Origin of the sequence: Proteus sp. G2626 (genome assembly GCF_009915985.1) — a bacterium.
Lineage (GTDB): Bacteria > Pseudomonadota > Gammaproteobacteria > Enterobacterales > Enterobacteriaceae > Proteus > Proteus vulgaris.
Map to the genome: position 1 here is coordinate 1 of NZ_JAABNH010000005.1, position 15,706 is coordinate 15,706.

Below are 15,706 nucleotides of genomic sequence, written 5' to 3' on the forward strand. Positions count from 1 at the left end.
TGCTCGTTCTTCATCAGACAATCTGTGTGAGCACTGCACATAACACGTATCTCTTAGGTAAGGAGGTGATCCAACCGCAGGTTCCCCTACGGTTACCTTGTTACGACTTCACCCCAGTCATGAATCACAAAGTGGTAAGCGCCCTCCCGAAGGTTAAGCTACCTACTTCTTTTGCAACCCACTCCCATGGTGTGACGGGCGGTGTGTACAAGGCCCGGGAACGTATTCACCGTAGCATTCTGATCTACGATTACTAGCGATTCCGACTTCATGGAGTCGAGTTGCAGACTCCAATCCGGACTACGACAGACTTTATGAGTTCCGCTTGCTCTCGCGAGGTCGCTTCTCTTTGTATCTGCCATTGTAGCACGTGTGTAGCCCTACTCGTAAGGGCCATGATGACTTGACGTCATCCCCACCTTCCTCCGGTTTATCACCGGCAGTCTCCTTTGAGTTCCCGCCATTACGCGCTGGCAACAAAGGATAAGGGTTGCGCTCGTTGCGGGACTTAACCCAACATTTCACAACACGAGCTGACGACAGCCATGCAGCACCTGTCTCAGCGTTCCCGAAGGCACTCCTCTATCTCTAAAGGATTCGCTGGATGTCAAGAGTAGGTAAGGTTCTTCGCGTTGCATCGAATTAAACCACATGCTCCACCGCTTGTGCGGGCCCCCGTCAATTCATTTGAGTTTTAACCTTGCGGCCGTACTCCCCAGGCGGTCGATTTAACGCGTTAGCTCCAGAAGCCACGGTTCAAGACCACAACCTCTAAATCGACATCGTTTACAGCGTGGACTACCAGGGTATCTAATCCTGTTTGCTCCCCACGCTTTCGCACCTGAGCGTCAGTCTTTGTCCAGGGGGCCGCCTTCGCCACCGGTATTCCTCCACATCTCTACGCATTTCACCGCTACACGTGGAATTCTACCCCCCTCTACAAGACTCTAGCCAACCAGTTTCAGATGCAATTCCCAAGTTAAGCTCGGGGCTTTCACATCTGACTTAATTGACCGCCTGCGTGCGCTTTACGCCCAGTAATTCCGATTAACGCTTGCACCCTCCGTATTACCGCGGCTGCTGGCACGGAGTTAGCCGGTGCTTCTTCTGCGGGTAACGTCAATTGATAAAGGTATTAACTTTATCACCTTCCTCCCCGCTGAAAGTACTTTACAACCCTAAGGCCTTCTTCATACACGCGGCATGGCTGCATCAGGCTTGCGCCCATTGTGCAATATTCCCCACTGCTGCCTCCCGTAGGAGTCTGGGCCGTGTCTCAGTCCCAGTGTGGCTGATCATCCTCTCAGACCAGCTAGAGATCGTCGCCTAGGTGAGCCATTACCTCACCTACTAGCTAATCCCATATGGGTTCATCCGATAGCGCAAGGTCCGAAGAGCCCCTGCTTTGGTCCGTAGACGTCATGCGGTATTAGCCACCGTTTCCAGTAGTTATCCCCCTCTATCGGGCAGATCCCCATACATTACTCACCCGTCCGCCGCTCGTCAGCAAGAAAGCAAGCTTTCTTCTGTTACCGCTCGACTTGCATGTGTTAGGCCTGCCGCCAGCGTTCAATCTGAGCCATGATCAAACTCTTCAATTAAAAGTGTTTGATGCTCAAAGAAATCGAAAACTTAGCTATTCATAAATGAATTTACTTTTGTTGTTCACTCTTCAAGACTTGATACATCTAATATTTTAGAAGATATCGTCTCTGCGAGTGCCCACACAGATTGTCTGATAATTTGTTAAAGAGCAGTGCAACATTCGCTGCCGTTTCCGGTCTTCTGCATTGTTGCGAGGAGGCGTATATTACGTTATTCCTCTGAAGAGTCAAGAGTTTTTTCAAACTTTTTTCTTTTCTCTTCGCTGTCCTTCGTGGCTGTTGTCAGCTCATCGTCGGTCAGTGGATGCGCATTATAGGGAGATCTCGGATTAGCGCAAGTGTTTTTTTAAAATAATTTTTCGTTCGCTTTTTTTTTCAGCAAAACACGGAAAAACGCTCTATTTCTATGCTAATAGCGTAAAATCCGAACAGCTTTCTATAGCTGACTCACGTAAGATAGAAGATAAATTATGGTATAGGTAACCTTTATTATGCAATTTAGCGACCAACGTTCAGCTTCTCAAAAAAACCTTTCTTATATTGTTGCTGAAAAATTAGGTAAACAAATTCTTTCTAGTCATTACGAACCTGAATCTTTGTTACCAGGAGAAATAGAATTAGCAGAATTACTCTCTGTTAGTAGAACCGTTATTCGAGAAGCGATAAAAATGCTTGCGGCAAAAGGAATGCTTTTACCGCGCCCAAGAATAGGCACTCGAGTAACACCAATGCAGAACTGGAACTTATTAGATAATGATCTTCTTAATTGGTGGATAGACAGTGGTGAATTTAATAAAGTCAGCCACTACTTTCATCATGTTCGTTTAGCTATAGAACCTCAAGCTTGTTATTTAGCTGCATTTAATGCAACCGAAAGCCAAAAACAGTCTCTTGCTTTATTCGGCAGAGAAATGCAATTGCTTGATGATAATTTTGATAGGCAACATTGGTTAGATATCGATACTCAATTTCACTATCTTATTTATCAAGCCAGTGGCAATCCATTCTTTGCCTCTTTTGGCTCATTATTTCTTTCTGCTTATAAAAAGTATTTCGATCTTATTGTGGGTAATGAAACTGTTCAGCCAGAAACACATAACCAGATTGTTCAAGCTATTATTGATGGTGATGGCAATAAAGCACGCGATCTCTGTTTAATCTTATTAACGAGTGATTGAATAGTTTTAATACAAAAATTGTAGGTTTTCTGTTTATAATGAAGCGATAATCAAAATATAGAACAGACGGTATATGCTTCATGTTGAAATCCGCCAAAAATATGTCTGGGTTGCCTTGGATAGCTGCAATGGCTTTTTTTATGCAAGCTCTCGATGCAACCATTCTTAATACGGCATTACCTGATATAGCCAAGAGCCTTAATCACTCACCGCTCGCCATGCAATCTGCCATTATTAGCTACACATTAACTGTGGCATTATTAATTCCAGTTAGTGGATGGCTAGCCGACAGATTTGGAACTCGCCAAATTTTTATTATTGCAGTTTCTTTATTTTCTGCAGGTTCTTTATTATGTGCACTTTCTCCTAACCTCTCTTTTCTTGTTATTTCACGAATTATACAAGGAATAGGAGGGGCAATGATGATGCCTGTTGCACGACTTGCTTTATTAAGAGCCTATCCACGTAGTGAATTATTGCCTATTTTAAACTTTGTTACGATGCCAGGGCTTGTTGGTCCAATAATAGGACCTCTCTTAGGCGGGATACTGGTCACTTATGCCTCTTGGCATTGGATATTTATTATTAATATTCCTATTGGCCTATTAGGTATTTTCTATGCCATAAAGCATATGCCTAATTTCACCATGCCAAAACGTAAGTTTGATTTACTTGGTTTTATTTTCTTTGGTTTTGGCTTAGTGATGCTTTCCGTTAGTCTTGATCTTTTTGGTGATAAAAATATCTCTCGCTACATCCCTATAGCCGTTATTTTAGGTGGTTTTTCTTTACTTGGTTTATATATCAATCATGCAAGACGCCACCAGCAACCACTTATTCCATTAAATATATTTAAAACACGGACCTTCTCTGTTGGTATTGCAGGAAATATCGCAACAAGACTAGGGACTGGCTGTATTCCTTTTTTAATGCCGCTTATGTTGCAAGTCGGTTTTGGTTACCCAGCTATTGTTTCCGGTATGATGATGGCGCCAATGGCTCTGGGCTCTATTTTAGCCAAATCATTTGTCACCAAGATCTTAGTGAAATTTAGCTATCGCCGAACGCTCTTTGCTATCACTATTATTATTGGTTTGATGATCGCTCAATTTTCACTTCAATCTCCTGACATGTCTATTTACTATCTTGTTATTCCGCTCTTTTTATTAGGTGTGGTCATGTCGATACAATTTACATCAATGAATACAATTTCATTGGCAGACTTAACAGATAATAATGCAAGTTCAGGAAATAGTGTTTTAGCTGTCACTCAACAATTAGCGATTAGTTTTGGTATTGCCGTTAGCGCATCTATCTTAGGATATTTTGATACTGAAAATGTAGGCTCGACTGTAGATAACTTCCACTATACTTTTATTACCGTAGGCATTATTACGTTACTATCCTCCTTCGTGTTTTTACTCCTTGATAAACATGATGGCGATAACCTCACAAATAAAAAGAAAAAAAGCTAATTACTTTTATTCAGACTAAAATAGAAAAGAGAGCTTAAGCTCTCTTTTTATTTCTGCTTTATAAAGAAGATCACGATAACGATGTAGATAAAAAAGTATCAACTTCATGACGCCAAGGTACAGAAGGCTGAGCACCAGAACGAGTCACAGCAATTGCAGCCGCAGCATGAGCAAATTTAATCGCTGTCATCATAGGCTGTCCTTCTAATAAAGCAGTTATTAAAGCCCCATTAAAGGTATCACCAGCAGCTATGGTATCTACGGCTTTCACTTTAAAAGCTGGAACAATACAACCCCTATTATTTTGTTCACTCACCCAAACACCACGACTGCCTAATGTAATAAGCACTGTTTTAATTCCTTTATTATGTAAAACCTCTGCTGCTTGCTGTGCACTTTCATCATCAACTACTTTAATTCCAGTCAAATATTCAGTCTCGGTTTCATTGGGCGTAATAATATCCACCAATGAAAGTAATTCATCAGGTAGTGCTTGAGCAGGAGCCGGATTTAATATTACCTGCACATTTTCTTGTTTTGCAATTTCAGCTGCTTTTAACACCGAATCAAGAGGTGATTCTAATTGCATTAATAACGCATCGGCTTCTTTTATAATACCGCCATGACGTTGCACATAATGTGTATCTAACCGACCATTAGCACCAGCATGAATACCAATGACATTTTCTCCCTGCTGATTAACAAAAATCAGGGCAACACCGGTTGATTCATCATCAATTAACTCAATACTATGAGTTTTAATGTTGTCAGTAATTAATTGGGCCTTAGCTTTTTGGCCAATATCATCATTTCCCAAACAAGCAAGAAATGAAATATTAGCCCCACAACGCCCAGCAGCGACTGCTTGATTCGCTCCTTTACCGCCGAATACCAGTTGAAATTGATTACCTGAAATGGTTTCACCAGGAAGCGGAAAGTGGGCAACATTAAGAATATGATCAGCATTAACACTACCTAAAATCACAAGTTTCTTCGCTTCCATGATTTTTCCTTACTCTCAATAATAAATTCTAAATGTATAGCATAAATAACATGCAATATTTTAAACCGATCATCTCAGTAACATTAATGGAAAAATGTGATCACCATCGAAACGTTTCGCTAGTAAAACAAAAAAGAACCAAAAATAAGCAGTAGGAAGCTGAATCGATTTTTGTTATAAACAATTTGTGTGCTAATAGAATGTTTGACTATATGTCAGCGATCCTTTTCTGATATTTTCGGGGAATAATGAAAATAAGTACCCACTATTAGGAGTGTTTATGCAACTAGCAGAACGGATTTCACAACTTAGCCAATACCTTGAGACTGGCCTTTATGAGCGACAGTCTGCTATCCGTCTTTGTTTACTTGCCGCACTGAGTGGTGAAAGTGTTTTTTTACTAGGTCCTCCTGGAATTGCTAAAAGCTTAATAGCAAGAAGGATGAAAGAAGCTTTTAAAGAGGCAAAAGCATTTGAATATTTAATGACACGTTTTTCCACACCGGAAGAAATTTTTGGCCCTTTATCTATTCAAGCTTTAAAAGATGAAGGTAAATACCAACGTTTAGTTGATGGCTATTTACCTGATGCTGAAGTAGTCTTTCTTGATGAAATATGGAAAGCGGGGCCTGCTATTCTCAATACGTTATTAACAGCCATAAATGAACGTAAATTTAGAAATGGAGAAACTGAAGTTTGCATCCCCATGCGCTTATTAGTTTCAGCTTCGAATGAATTACCTGATGCAGATAGTAGTCTTGAAGCACTTTATGACCGAATGCTAATCCGAATTTGGCTAACAAAAGTGCAAGATAAGAAAAACTTTCGGGCTTTACTCGTTAATAAAGAAGTTGGTTCTTTTCATATTCCGGCCCATATTCAAATTACCACAGAAGAATTTTCACGCTGGCAATCAGAATTAGAAAAAATCACATTAGATGACCATTTATTCGATTTAATTTATCAACTTCGTGAGTCTTTAGATAAAAGTGATACTGCTCCTTATGTTTCTGATAGACGTTGGAAAAAAGCGGTTCGTCTTTTACAAGCCAGTGCATTCTTTAATGGTCGTAGTACTATTTCTCCATTAGATCTTATTTTATTAAAAGATTGTCTTTGGCACGATCAAGCATCATTTGCATTATTAGATAAACTGTTACACAACCTTTTAACAGAACAAGCTTACCACCAGCTAGAATTGATCAGAAAAACAGAGGGTTTGTGGGCTGAGTGGATGCAATCAACGAGAAGCAAACAAGATCAACAAGCTTTTCGTTTTGAAAAACAAAGTGGAATATTTGGCCGTAATGTTCATTTTAATCTGCCAGAAAAAATGCAGGCAGATAAATATACGCTGTTTTTACACATACCTCTGCATATTCATAGTATTCAAGTTAACTTTATTACATTTGAACACAAAGCCTTAGAAAACTTCTTATCCAAAGGAGAAGAATTGTCTGCACGTTTAAATGGTATTGGTTTTCCTCAATCTATTAATGCTCAAATTCGCCCAGATGGCATATTAGAAATTTTAGATGTAAGTCGACGCACAACTTCTCTTTACCAACAACAAGAAACAGCACCTACGCCCCTTATTGAGAATAACAATGAGTGGCAAGATAAAGTAAAAGATCTGACTCAAGAAATTTATGGTGAACAAGAAAAATTTAATCATCACCAACCAAATTTATTTATTGATAATGATTGGCTTATCTCCATCGAGCAAAGTTTTGTTCAGCTAAATGAAAAACTCTCTCAATTAAAAAGCCAAATAAAGTGATGATATTATGCTGACACTTTCGACATTAGATATGCTTTTAGCTATAAATGAAGGACAACTTATAGAAGAAGTTATTATTGCTATATTAGCCTCTCCTCAATTAGCTGTTTTTTTTGAAAAGCACCCAAGATTAAAAAAAGCATTACTTAAAGATATCCATCAATGGAAAAAAAGCTTACAACAAAGAGTTAAGGAAACATTAGTCCCCACAATGGTTGCTGATGAGTTTGCTCTTTATCAACAAACACAATCCTTAGGTAATGCGATATTTAATCAGCAAGTTGAACATATTCTTGCTGAATTAAATAAATTAGACTCCTCTTTTATTGAAGAAGCCTCCCAGCTTATAAAAACAAACAAACCGTTTTCTCCAGCTCAGCAAGCTTTGTTTATCCAACACTGGCGGATAAGTTTAATTTTCCAAGTCACGGCATTACACAAAGCCTTATTTGACCAAGAACAAGAGCAACTCCTCGCAGAACTACAAGAACGTTTAGCATTAAGTGGAAGCTTAAGTAACACCTTCTCAGAAAATGAGCGTGCAGCAGGGCGTTTATGGGATATGAGTAAAGGTGTTTTAACAAAAACCCCTTTTGATGAAAAAATAATTCAGCGCTATAGCGATTTTCTTGATCAACAACCTGAATTACATAAACTCGCAAGTTTGTTAGGCCGAAGCAAAACAGCGAAATCACTCCCTGAAGAGAGTGTTATCTTTGAGCCCATAACAATCGTTGAAAAAGCACCTGATACGACACCAGAGCAAGTTAACGGTATTGGGCTTAGTGACGATATCTTACGCTTACTCCCAGCCGAGCTCGCTTTATTAGGTATTAATGAAATAGAGTATGAGTTTTATCGAAAGCTGGTGGAAAAACAACTTAATACTTACCGATTACAAGGTGATAATTGGCAAGAGCGTACTGTCTTGCGCCCAGTAACTCATCATCATGATGAAGAAAGGCCTAGAGGACCATTTATCGTGTGTATTGATACATCGGGTTCAATGGGAGGTTTTAATGAACAGTGCGCAAAAGCTTTTGGGTTAGCATTGATGAAAATAGCGCTTGCTGACAATCGTTCGTGTCATGTGATGCTATTTTCAACGGAAACGGTACATTACCAGTTATCCTCATCTAACGGTCTACAAGATCTTATCAAATTTTTAAATCAATCATTTAGAGGGGGCACGGATTTAAGTGCCTGTTTGGATGATGTTGCAGAAAAACTAAATAGCCCTGCATGGAAAGATGCTGATGCTGTTGTTATTTCTGACTTTGTCGCCCAAAGGTTACCCGAAAACCTAATCAACAAAATCAAAAAAAGCCAACAGCAACAGCACAATCGCTTCCATGCGGTTACCCTATCCAATTACGGTAAACCCAGCATCATGAAAATATTTGACCATATATGGCGTTTTGATACTGGATTAAAAAGTCGTTTACTTCGACGCTGGCGTCAATAATTACAGCATATCAGCGAAAGCTAAACGGGTATCTTTTTCCCACACACCGCACTGCACTTGTCCAATATGCTCTTTTTGCAGAAGTAGCATTACTAAACGCGATTGACCGATACCACCACCAATAGTTTGTGGCATATCGCCATGCATTAATGCTTTGTGCCAATCAAGCTCTAAGCGCTTAGTATCATCTGTCAGAGTTAACTGGCGCATTAATGTTTCAGGATCAACACGGATACCCATTGATGACAACTCAAACGCATCTTGTAATACAGGGTTCCAGACTAAAATGTCACCGTTTAAACCTTCAAATCCCTCTTCGTTTGGTGTCGTCCAGTCATCATAATCAGGCGCTCTAACATCATGAGATTCGCCACTTGAAAGTTTGCCACCAATACCAATTAAGAAAACGGCACCATATTCTTTTGCTATCGCTTTTTCACGACCTTTAGCATCAAGGTCAGGATAACGGCGCAATAACTCTTCAGTGTGGATAAATTGAATTTGATCTGGTAGGAACGGTACCAGACCAAATTCTTCGCTGACGGCTTTTTCAGTTTCTTTTATTGCCTGATAAATTTTACCCACTGTCTGCTTAAGATAAGGAACAGTACGATCCTTAGCTTCCATCACTTTTTCCCAGTCCCACTGATCAACATACACTGAGTGGATCTGAGTTAAGCGATCTTCGTCTGGTCGCAACGCTTTCATATGTGTATAAAGCCCCTGACCAGAACTAAATCCAAAACGACCTAACGTTTTACGCTTCCATTTAGCTAATGAATGAACGACTTCAAAGGTAGAATCTGGTAAAGATTTGACTTTAACTTGTACCGCCTTCTCATGCCCAGATAAGTTATCTTGAGTTCCATCACCAAGGCGACTTAAGATCGGTCCTTGAACTTCAATCAGTCCTAATTCTTTTTCCAGCAGGCGAGAAAAATATGATTTAACAAAGCTAATTTGCTGTTGAGTCTGAATGAATGATTTTTCCATTTTTATGTCCCTAGTGGTGATGTTGTGTTTCGCTGATATAGATTAAGCAACAAAATGGGTACTAAATTCAATATACTTCATTAAAAATAGCCTTGCTTGTTTTAAATCGTTAAAAATAACGTTATAAAAATGTATTATCGTTAAAAATAGGAGGAGTTTATGGACAATATTTATCAGATCGACAATCTCGATCGTGACATACTTCACGCATTAATGGCGAATGCGAGAACACCTTACGCTGAATTAGCCAAAAAATTCGAAGTAAGCCCGGGCACAATTCATGTTCGTGTAGAAAAAATGAAGCAAGCGGGAATTATTACGGGAACACGTGTCGATATTAGTGCAAAGCAATTAGGTTTTGATGTCTGCTGTTTTATTGGCATCATTTTAAAAAGTGCAAAAGATTACCACACAGCATTAGACAAGTTAGATAAGTTAGATGAAGTAGTAGAGGTGTACTACACAACAGGGCAATACAGTATTTTTATTAAGGTAATGTGTAAAAGTATAGAAGCGCTACAAGATGTACTTATCAACAAAATTCAGACAATTGATGAAATTCAATCAACCGAAACATTGATCTCTCTGCAAAACCCGATAATGAGGACGATCAAGCCATAAGGATAAATTCTTATTTTTTTTTATAACCACATTATCCACAGGTAGATCCCAAGTGATTCACAGCGTACAATAGCGCGTCTTGAACATAAGGAGATCATTAATGAAAAAAGTCACTCTAATTAGTGGCAGTACCATGGGTAGTGCTGAATATGTCGCAGAACATCTTGCAGAGATCTTATCTGAAGAAGGTTTTGAGACTGATGTGCACCATGGCCCTTCACTCAATGATCTTCCAAATCAAGGGATCTGGCTGGTGGTTACCTCCACACATGGTGCAGGCGATATTCCTGACAACCTACAGCCTTTTGCTGATGAGATTTCGGCAAACGCTATTGATCTTAGCAATGTCTCTTTTGGTGCTATCGGTATAGGAAGTAGTGAATACGACACTTTCTGTGGTGCGATCAGAACATTGGATCAAAAATTAATAGAGAAAGGGGCTACTCGCCTTGGTGATCGTCTCGAAATTGATATTCAAAAGTATGACATTCCGGAAGATCCAGCTGAAGAATGGATAGCTTCTTGGAAAAACTTACTTTAATTTGCACAAAAAAACAGCAAACAGATGTGGATAACTCTGCCTAAAAGCAGGGGTTAACCCGTAGTTATCCATTGTATAAGCCTCTATCAAGAAATGACCTGTGCATAAGTCGTCATTTTGATCCCAGCTTATCAGCAGATAGATCACGGATCATTCACAGTATATGATCCTTTACACTTTTATGATCTTTAAATAGAAAATCCACTTATCCACAGAGGATCGCTTCCTTAATAAAAGATCTAATAAAGAGATCTTTAAATAAAAAGATCTTTAAATAATTACCTGCGGATCAGCTCGCTTGTATCTGTCAAAAAGTTGAGTAGAATTCGTTTTCCCAATGCAACACATTCAGCATTCGTAACATTTAAGGTTCACACATGTTTTATCCAGAACACTTTGACGTCATCGTCATCGGTGGTGGTCACGCCGGTACAGAAGCCGCTATGGCAGCAGCTCGTATGGGGCGTCAAACCCTATTACTGACCCACAATATTGATACTTTGGGCCAAATGTCTTGTAACCCAGCTATTGGTGGGATTGGTAAAGGGCATCTGGTAAAAGAGATCGATGCCATGGGTGGATTAATGGCAACCGCTATTGACCATGCTGGTATTCAATTTAGAACCCTTAATGCAAGTAAGGGGCCCGCTGTAAGAGCCACAAGAGCACAAGCAGACCGTGTTCTTTACCGCCAAGCAGTTCGTACAACACTTGAAAATCAACCTAATTTGATGATCTTCCAACAACCAGTAGAAGATCTGATTGTTGAAAATGACCAAGTAACGGGTGCAGTTACCCGTATGGGATTAAAATTCCGTGCTAAATCAGTTGTTTTAACTGTAGGAACTTTCCTTGATGGAAAAATCCACATTGGTTTAGAAAACTACAGTGGTGGACGAGCAGGAGATCCACCTTCAGTATCGCTATCACACCGATTACGCGAATTACCTTTACGTGTCGGTCGATTAAAAACAGGAACACCACCACGTATTGATGCTAGAACCATTGATTTTAGCCAATTGGCTGTTCAATTAGGTGATACACCGATGCCTGTTTTTTCGTTTTTAGGTAATGTGGATCAACATCCGGAGCAAATGCCTTGCCATATCACATACACTAACGAAAAAACTCACGACGTTATTCGTAATAACCTCGATCGTAGCCCAATGTATGCTGGAGTCATCGAAGGAATAGGGCCTCGTTATTGCCCATCTATTGAAGATAAAGTGATGCGATTTGCTGATCGTAATTCGCATCAGATCTTTTTAGAGCCAGAAGGTTTAACCAGTAACGAAATTTACCCAAATGGTATTTCAACAAGCTTACCTTTTGATGTTCAAATGCAAATCGTAAATTCTATGAAGGGTATGGAAAATGCGAAGATCATTAGACCGGGTTATGCTATTGAATATGACTTTTTCGATCCCCGAGATCTAAAACAAACTTTAGAAAGCAAATTTATCAATGGGTTATTCTTTGCTGGCCAAATTAATGGCACAACAGGCTATGAAGAAGCGGCTGCTCAAGGGATGTTAGCAGGCCTTAATGCTGCACGTTATGCCTATGATCAAGATGGTTGGTTCCCACGTCGTGATCAAGCTTACATTGGTGTATTGGTTGATGATCTTTGTACTCTTGGTACAAAAGAACCATACCGCATGTTTACGTCTCGTGCGGAATATCGCTTGATGTTACGTGAAGATAATGCTGATTTACGTCTGACAGAAATAGCTCGTGAATTAGGCATGGTTGATGATAACCGTTGGGCACAATTTAGTGAAAAAGTTGAGCTTGTTGAAAAAGAACGTCAGCGTTTAAGAAATATATGGGTTCACCCTCAAGCTGATAACCTTTCTGAAATCAATAAATTACTAAACACACCGTTATCTAAAGAAGCGAATGGTGAAGATTTATTGCGTCGTCCTGAAATGACGTATGACATACTAAAAAATATCACTCGTTTTGCACCGGGTATTGATGATTCAAGACCACAAGCGGCAGAGCAAGTTGAGATCCAAGTAAAATACGAAGGTTATATTAACCGCCAACAAGAAGAGATCGAAAAAAAGCTACGTAATGAAAATGCGGCACTGCCGATAGATCTCGACTACAAGCAAGTGAGTGGGTTATCTAACGAAGTTATTGCCAAACTTAACGATCATAAACCGACATCTATCGGTCAAGCATCAAGGATCTCAGGTGTAACTCCCGCCGCCATCTCTATTTTATTAGTATGGTTAAAAAAACAAGGCTTATTACGCAGGAGCGCATCATGAGTGACTTACTTAATCGGCTAAAAAAGCTGGCTAAGCAAGCCAATATTGAGCTAACAGATATTCAAGCTGAAAAGTTAACGGGTTATGTGATGATGCTTGATAAGTGGAATAAAGCGTATAACCTGACCTCAGTAAGAGATCCACAGCAAATGCTAATCCGCCATATATTGGATAGTATTGTGGTTAGCCAATACCTTGAAGGCGAAAGATTTATTGATGTAGGTACCGGGCCAGGATTACCCGGTATTCCTTTGGCGATAATGCGTCCCGATCATCACTTTGTCTTATTGGATAGCTTAGGTAAGCGCGTTCGCTTTATGAAGCAAGTTCAACATGAATTAGGGCTTCATAACATCGAGCCTATTCAATATCGTGTTGAAGAATACCAACCTGAGAAACCTTTTGATGGTGTTATCAGTCGTGCATTTGCATCTATGAAAGACATGCTTTCTTGGTGTTCTCATTTAGTGGCTGAAGAACAAGGGTATTTTTATGCATTAAAAGGACAAATTCATCAAGAAGAGTTGGATGAACTTGCTGATAGTGGCTTAAAGGCACCTAAGAAAGTGATCAGTTTATCCATTCCTGAATTGAATGAACAAAGGCATTTGGTGATTATTTAGTCAACCTTTGTGTGTCTTATTGACCTTTTTTTCATTTTTTGTGCTCTGGCGATAACATTTACAATGTTATCGCCATTTGTTTTATGGGGAATTATAAGAAGCATTGAATTTTACTTTAATAAAACAATAAATTAACATTTTATTATCTTTCGTGTTAATTCGCTTTGTAGCCTGAGTTTTTCTTATTTTATTTCCAAAATAAATTAATAATTCTGTGCATTATAAAAATATTGAATTTATTTAATTGAAAATGAGTCAATTTTTTTTCAATTCGTACTAAATTGTTCATAAAAAGGAAGTTAATTGTTAACTCAGTTGTATATTTTATGAAATAAGTTTTATTTATACTTTTATATTTGTGATATATATCACGCTATTTATTTTATTCGGCTCTATTATTTTTACTCTTTTTGTCCTTAATCATTTTTCATAAATGGAACCTTGGTAAGAAATTTAAATTAATCTTCACTTTTTCGCTACTTATTGATTGAATTCATTGCCACGCCCCGTATAATTTGCTCGTTTTTGTCACTTGACACTTTATAGCAAAGACAGTTTGATACATCATTCAGTAATACCTTTTACGATAGCTAGTCTGGAGAATACAAACGTCATGTCTGTCTCCCTCTACAACGGGAAAGTTGCACTGAAACTGTTATTTTTGCAGTTTATGACTTTTGTTATTCTCAGTGCGGTTTTCTACTTAAAGAGTACAGACTGGAGTTTTTCGGCTTTTTTAGGCGGAATAGCATGTTGGTTACCCAATATTGCTTTTTTATTGTTAATGCGCTTACAAAAAGTCAACGAAGAAGAAGCTCCAGTTCGCATAAACTGGCTTTTTGCTTTCAGTGAAGGGTTGAAGGTTATATTATCAATAGCCTTGCTGATTGTTGCTTTAGGAGTGTTTAAAGCGGCATTTGCACCACTGGTCATGACCTACTTAGCGGTGCTTGTTATGCAGGTCGTTGCACCAGCCGTCATTAACGGTTAGCGTTTTTAACAACAAAAGGGTAATTGGCATCATGTCTGCATCAGGAGAAGCATTAACCACTAGAGACTACATAGGTCACCACCTGAATAACCTTCAGTTGGACCTACGTACTTTCGAGTTGGTCAATCCCCATGCTGAAAATGCGCCATCATTCTGGGTGTTAAATATTGACTCACTTTTCTTTTCAGTATTAATGGGAGCATTATTCCTATGGCTGTTTAGAAAAGTAGCAGTAAGAGCAACCAGTGGCGTACCGGGAAAATTCCAGACTGCAGTAGAAATGATCATCGGTTTCGTTGATAGCAGCGTTCGTGATATGTATCACGGAAAGAGCAAGGTCATTGCACCTTTGGCATTGACTGTGTTCGTTTGGGTGCTGTTAATGAATGCCCTGGATTTATTACCAATCGACTTCATCCCTTATATCGGTGAACACATCTTAGGGTTACCAGCGTTACGCATCGTTCCAACTGCGGACGTGAGTATTACTCTTTCGATGGCAATTGGTGTATTTATCCTGATCCTTTTCTATAGCATTAAGATGAAAGGCATTAAAGGGTTTACTAAAGAGCTGACGTTACAGCCTTTTAATCACCCTATTTTTATTCCTATCAACTTAATCTTGGAAGGGGTAAGCCTGCTATCAAAACCTGTTTCACTCGGTCTTCGACTGTTTGGTAACATGTATGCAGGTGAACTGATCTTTATTCTTATTGCTGGTCTGTTACCGTGGTGGTCACAGTGGTTATTAAGCCTTCCTTGGGCGATATTCCACATATTGATTATTACGTTACAAGCCTTTATTTTCATGGTTCTAACGATTGTTTATCTGTCGATGGCATCTGAAGAACATTAATTATTAACTCTTTGAAGAAATAACTGAAACAAACTGGAGACTGTCATGGAAAACCTGAGTATGGATCTGCTGTACATGGCTGCCGCTATTATGATGGGTTTAGCTGCAATCGGTGCTGCAATCGGTATCGGAATCCTCGGAGGCAAATTTTTAGAAGGTGCTGCTCGTCAGCCTGATCTGATCCCTCTTCTGCGTACACAGTTCTTTATCGTTATGGGTCTGGTTGACGCCATCCCAATGATTGCTGTGGGTCTGGGCCTTTACGTGATGTTTGCTGTTGCCTAATGATGGCAATGAGCA

Annotated in this window: 13 protein-coding genes and 1 rRNA gene; 11 read left to right on the plus strand and 3 right to left on the minus strand. The window is 39.4% G+C overall.

The genetic code is table 11. The features are described from left to right. Positions 1–58: 58 nt before the first annotated feature. Positions 59–1,601: ribosomal RNA gene (locus GWJ05_RS01460) — 16S ribosomal RNA — on the minus strand. Positions 1,602–2,095: 494 nt separating this feature from the next. On the opposite strand from GWJ05_RS01460, the gene GWJ05_RS01465 reads away from it, so the two are divergent. Beyond that, positions 2,096–2,782: a FadR/GntR family transcriptional regulator gene (locus tag GWJ05_RS01465; RefSeq protein WP_036933543.1), complete on the plus strand. Its 687-nt coding sequence runs from the start codon at positions 2,096–2,098 to the stop codon at positions 2,780–2,782. Positions 2,783–2,862: 80 nt separating this feature from the next. After that, on the plus strand, positions 2,863–4,257 hold the full coding sequence (mdtD, locus tag GWJ05_RS01470) for a multidrug transporter subunit MdtD (protein WP_036933541.1): 1,395 nt from the start codon (positions 2,863–2,865) through the stop codon (positions 4,255–4,257). Between the two features lie 70 nt (positions 4,258–4,327). Here mdtD and rbsK read toward each other — a convergent pair whose 3' ends face one another. Then, on the minus strand, positions 4,328–5,260 hold the full coding sequence (gene rbsK / locus GWJ05_RS01475) for a ribokinase (protein WP_036933539.1): 933 nt from the start codon (positions 5,258–5,260) through the stop codon (positions 4,328–4,330). A 280-nt stretch (positions 5,261–5,540) separates the two neighbouring features. Here rbsK and ravA point away from each other — a divergent pair, with 280 nt between their 5' ends. Both ravA and viaA read left to right on the plus strand, forming a co-directional pair. Further along, positions 5,541–7,040, plus strand: a complete 1,500-nt coding sequence (ravA, locus tag GWJ05_RS01480; RefSeq protein WP_036933537.1) for an ATPase RavA — start codon at positions 5,541–5,543, stop codon at positions 7,038–7,040. Between the two features lie 7 nt (positions 7,041–7,047). Further along, positions 7,048–8,505, plus strand: coding sequence for an ATPase RavA stimulator ViaA (gene viaA, locus GWJ05_RS01485; protein WP_036933535.1), 1,458 nt, complete (start codon positions 7,048–7,050; stop codon positions 8,503–8,505). On the opposite strand, the gene asnA is transcribed toward viaA, so the two are convergent. Beyond that, positions 8,506–9,498, minus strand: coding sequence for an aspartate--ammonia ligase (gene asnA / locus GWJ05_RS01490; protein WP_036933533.1), 993 nt, complete (start codon positions 9,496–9,498; stop codon positions 8,506–8,508). It abuts the gene before it with no gap. 159 nt (positions 9,499–9,657) lie between these two features. On the opposite strand from asnA, the gene asnC reads away from it, so the two are divergent. From asnC to atpE, 7 genes are all read left to right on the plus strand, one after another. Beyond that, positions 9,658–10,119, plus strand: coding sequence for a transcriptional regulator AsnC (gene asnC / locus GWJ05_RS01495; protein WP_036933532.1), 462 nt, complete (start codon positions 9,658–9,660; stop codon positions 10,117–10,119). A gap of 100 nt (positions 10,120–10,219) precedes the next feature. Next, positions 10,220–10,660 (plus strand): FMN-binding protein MioC, encoded by a 441-nt coding sequence (gene mioC, locus GWJ05_RS01500; RefSeq protein WP_087803786.1) that lies wholly within the window; start codon positions 10,220–10,222, stop codon positions 10,658–10,660. A gap of 377 nt (positions 10,661–11,037) precedes the next feature. Then, positions 11,038–12,936: a tRNA uridine-5-carboxymethylaminomethyl(34) synthesis enzyme MnmG gene (gene mnmG / locus GWJ05_RS01505; RefSeq protein ID WP_036933524.1), complete on the plus strand. Its 1,899-nt coding sequence runs from the start codon at positions 11,038–11,040 to the stop codon at positions 12,934–12,936. Beyond that, entirely contained in the window at positions 12,933–13,559 is a 627-nt protein-coding gene (rsmG, locus tag GWJ05_RS01510; RefSeq protein WP_036933523.1) for a 16S rRNA (guanine(527)-N(7))-methyltransferase RsmG, read from the plus strand. The genes mnmG and rsmG overlap by 4 nt, the downstream gene beginning before the upstream one ends. Before the next feature lie 613 nt (positions 13,560–14,172). Beyond that, complete coding sequence (atpI, locus tag GWJ05_RS01515) at positions 14,173–14,550, plus strand: F0F1 ATP synthase subunit I (protein ID WP_036933520.1); 378 nt, start codon at positions 14,173–14,175, stop codon at positions 14,548–14,550. 31 nt (positions 14,551–14,581) lie between these two features. Beyond that, complete coding sequence (gene atpB, locus GWJ05_RS01520) at positions 14,582–15,406, plus strand: F0F1 ATP synthase subunit A (protein ID WP_023583322.1); 825 nt, start codon at positions 14,582–14,584, stop codon at positions 15,404–15,406. Positions 15,407–15,451: 45 nt separating this feature from the next. Further along, positions 15,452–15,691 (plus strand): F0F1 ATP synthase subunit C, encoded by a 240-nt coding sequence (atpE, locus tag GWJ05_RS01525; RefSeq protein WP_004246596.1) that lies wholly within the window; start codon positions 15,452–15,454, stop codon positions 15,689–15,691. Positions 15,692–15,706: the final 15 nt, after the last annotated feature.

Bases quoted from the DNA above. Each gene is read 5' to 3' on its own strand.
- rsmG (WP_036933523.1), top strand. From the start codon at position 12,933: ATGAGTGACTTACTTAATCGGCTAAAAAAGCTGGCTAAGCAAGCCAAT.
- atpB (WP_023583322.1), top strand. From the start codon at position 14,582: ATGTCTGCATCAGGAGAAGCATTAACCACTAGAGACTACATAGGTCAC.
- rbsK (WP_036933539.1), bottom strand. From the start codon at position 5,260: ATGGAAGCGAAGAAACTTGTGATTTTAGGTAGTGTTAATGCTGATCAT.
- asnC (WP_036933532.1), top strand. From the start codon at position 9,658: ATGGACAATATTTATCAGATCGACAATCTCGATCGTGACATACTTCAC.
- GWJ05_RS01465 (WP_036933543.1), top strand. From the start codon at position 2,096: ATGCAATTTAGCGACCAACGTTCAGCTTCTCAAAAAAACCTTTCTTAT.
- viaA (WP_036933535.1), top strand. From the start codon at position 7,048: ATGCTGACACTTTCGACATTAGATATGCTTTTAGCTATAAATGAAGGA.
- atpE (WP_004246596.1), top strand. From the start codon at position 15,452: ATGGAAAACCTGAGTATGGATCTGCTGTACATGGCTGCCGCTATTATG.
- atpI (WP_036933520.1), top strand. From the start codon at position 14,173: ATGTCTGTCTCCCTCTACAACGGGAAAGTTGCACTGAAACTGTTATTT.
- mdtD (WP_036933541.1), top strand. From the start codon at position 2,863: ATGTTGAAATCCGCCAAAAATATGTCTGGGTTGCCTTGGATAGCTGCA.
- mioC (WP_087803786.1), top strand. From the start codon at position 10,220: ATGAAAAAAGTCACTCTAATTAGTGGCAGTACCATGGGTAGTGCTGAA.
- ravA (WP_036933537.1), top strand. From the start codon at position 5,541: ATGCAACTAGCAGAACGGATTTCACAACTTAGCCAATACCTTGAGACT.
- asnA (WP_036933533.1), bottom strand. From the start codon at position 9,498: ATGGAAAAATCATTCATTCAGACTCAACAGCAAATTAGCTTTGTTAAA.
- mnmG (WP_036933524.1), top strand. From the start codon at position 11,038: ATGTTTTATCCAGAACACTTTGACGTCATCGTCATCGGTGGTGGTCAC.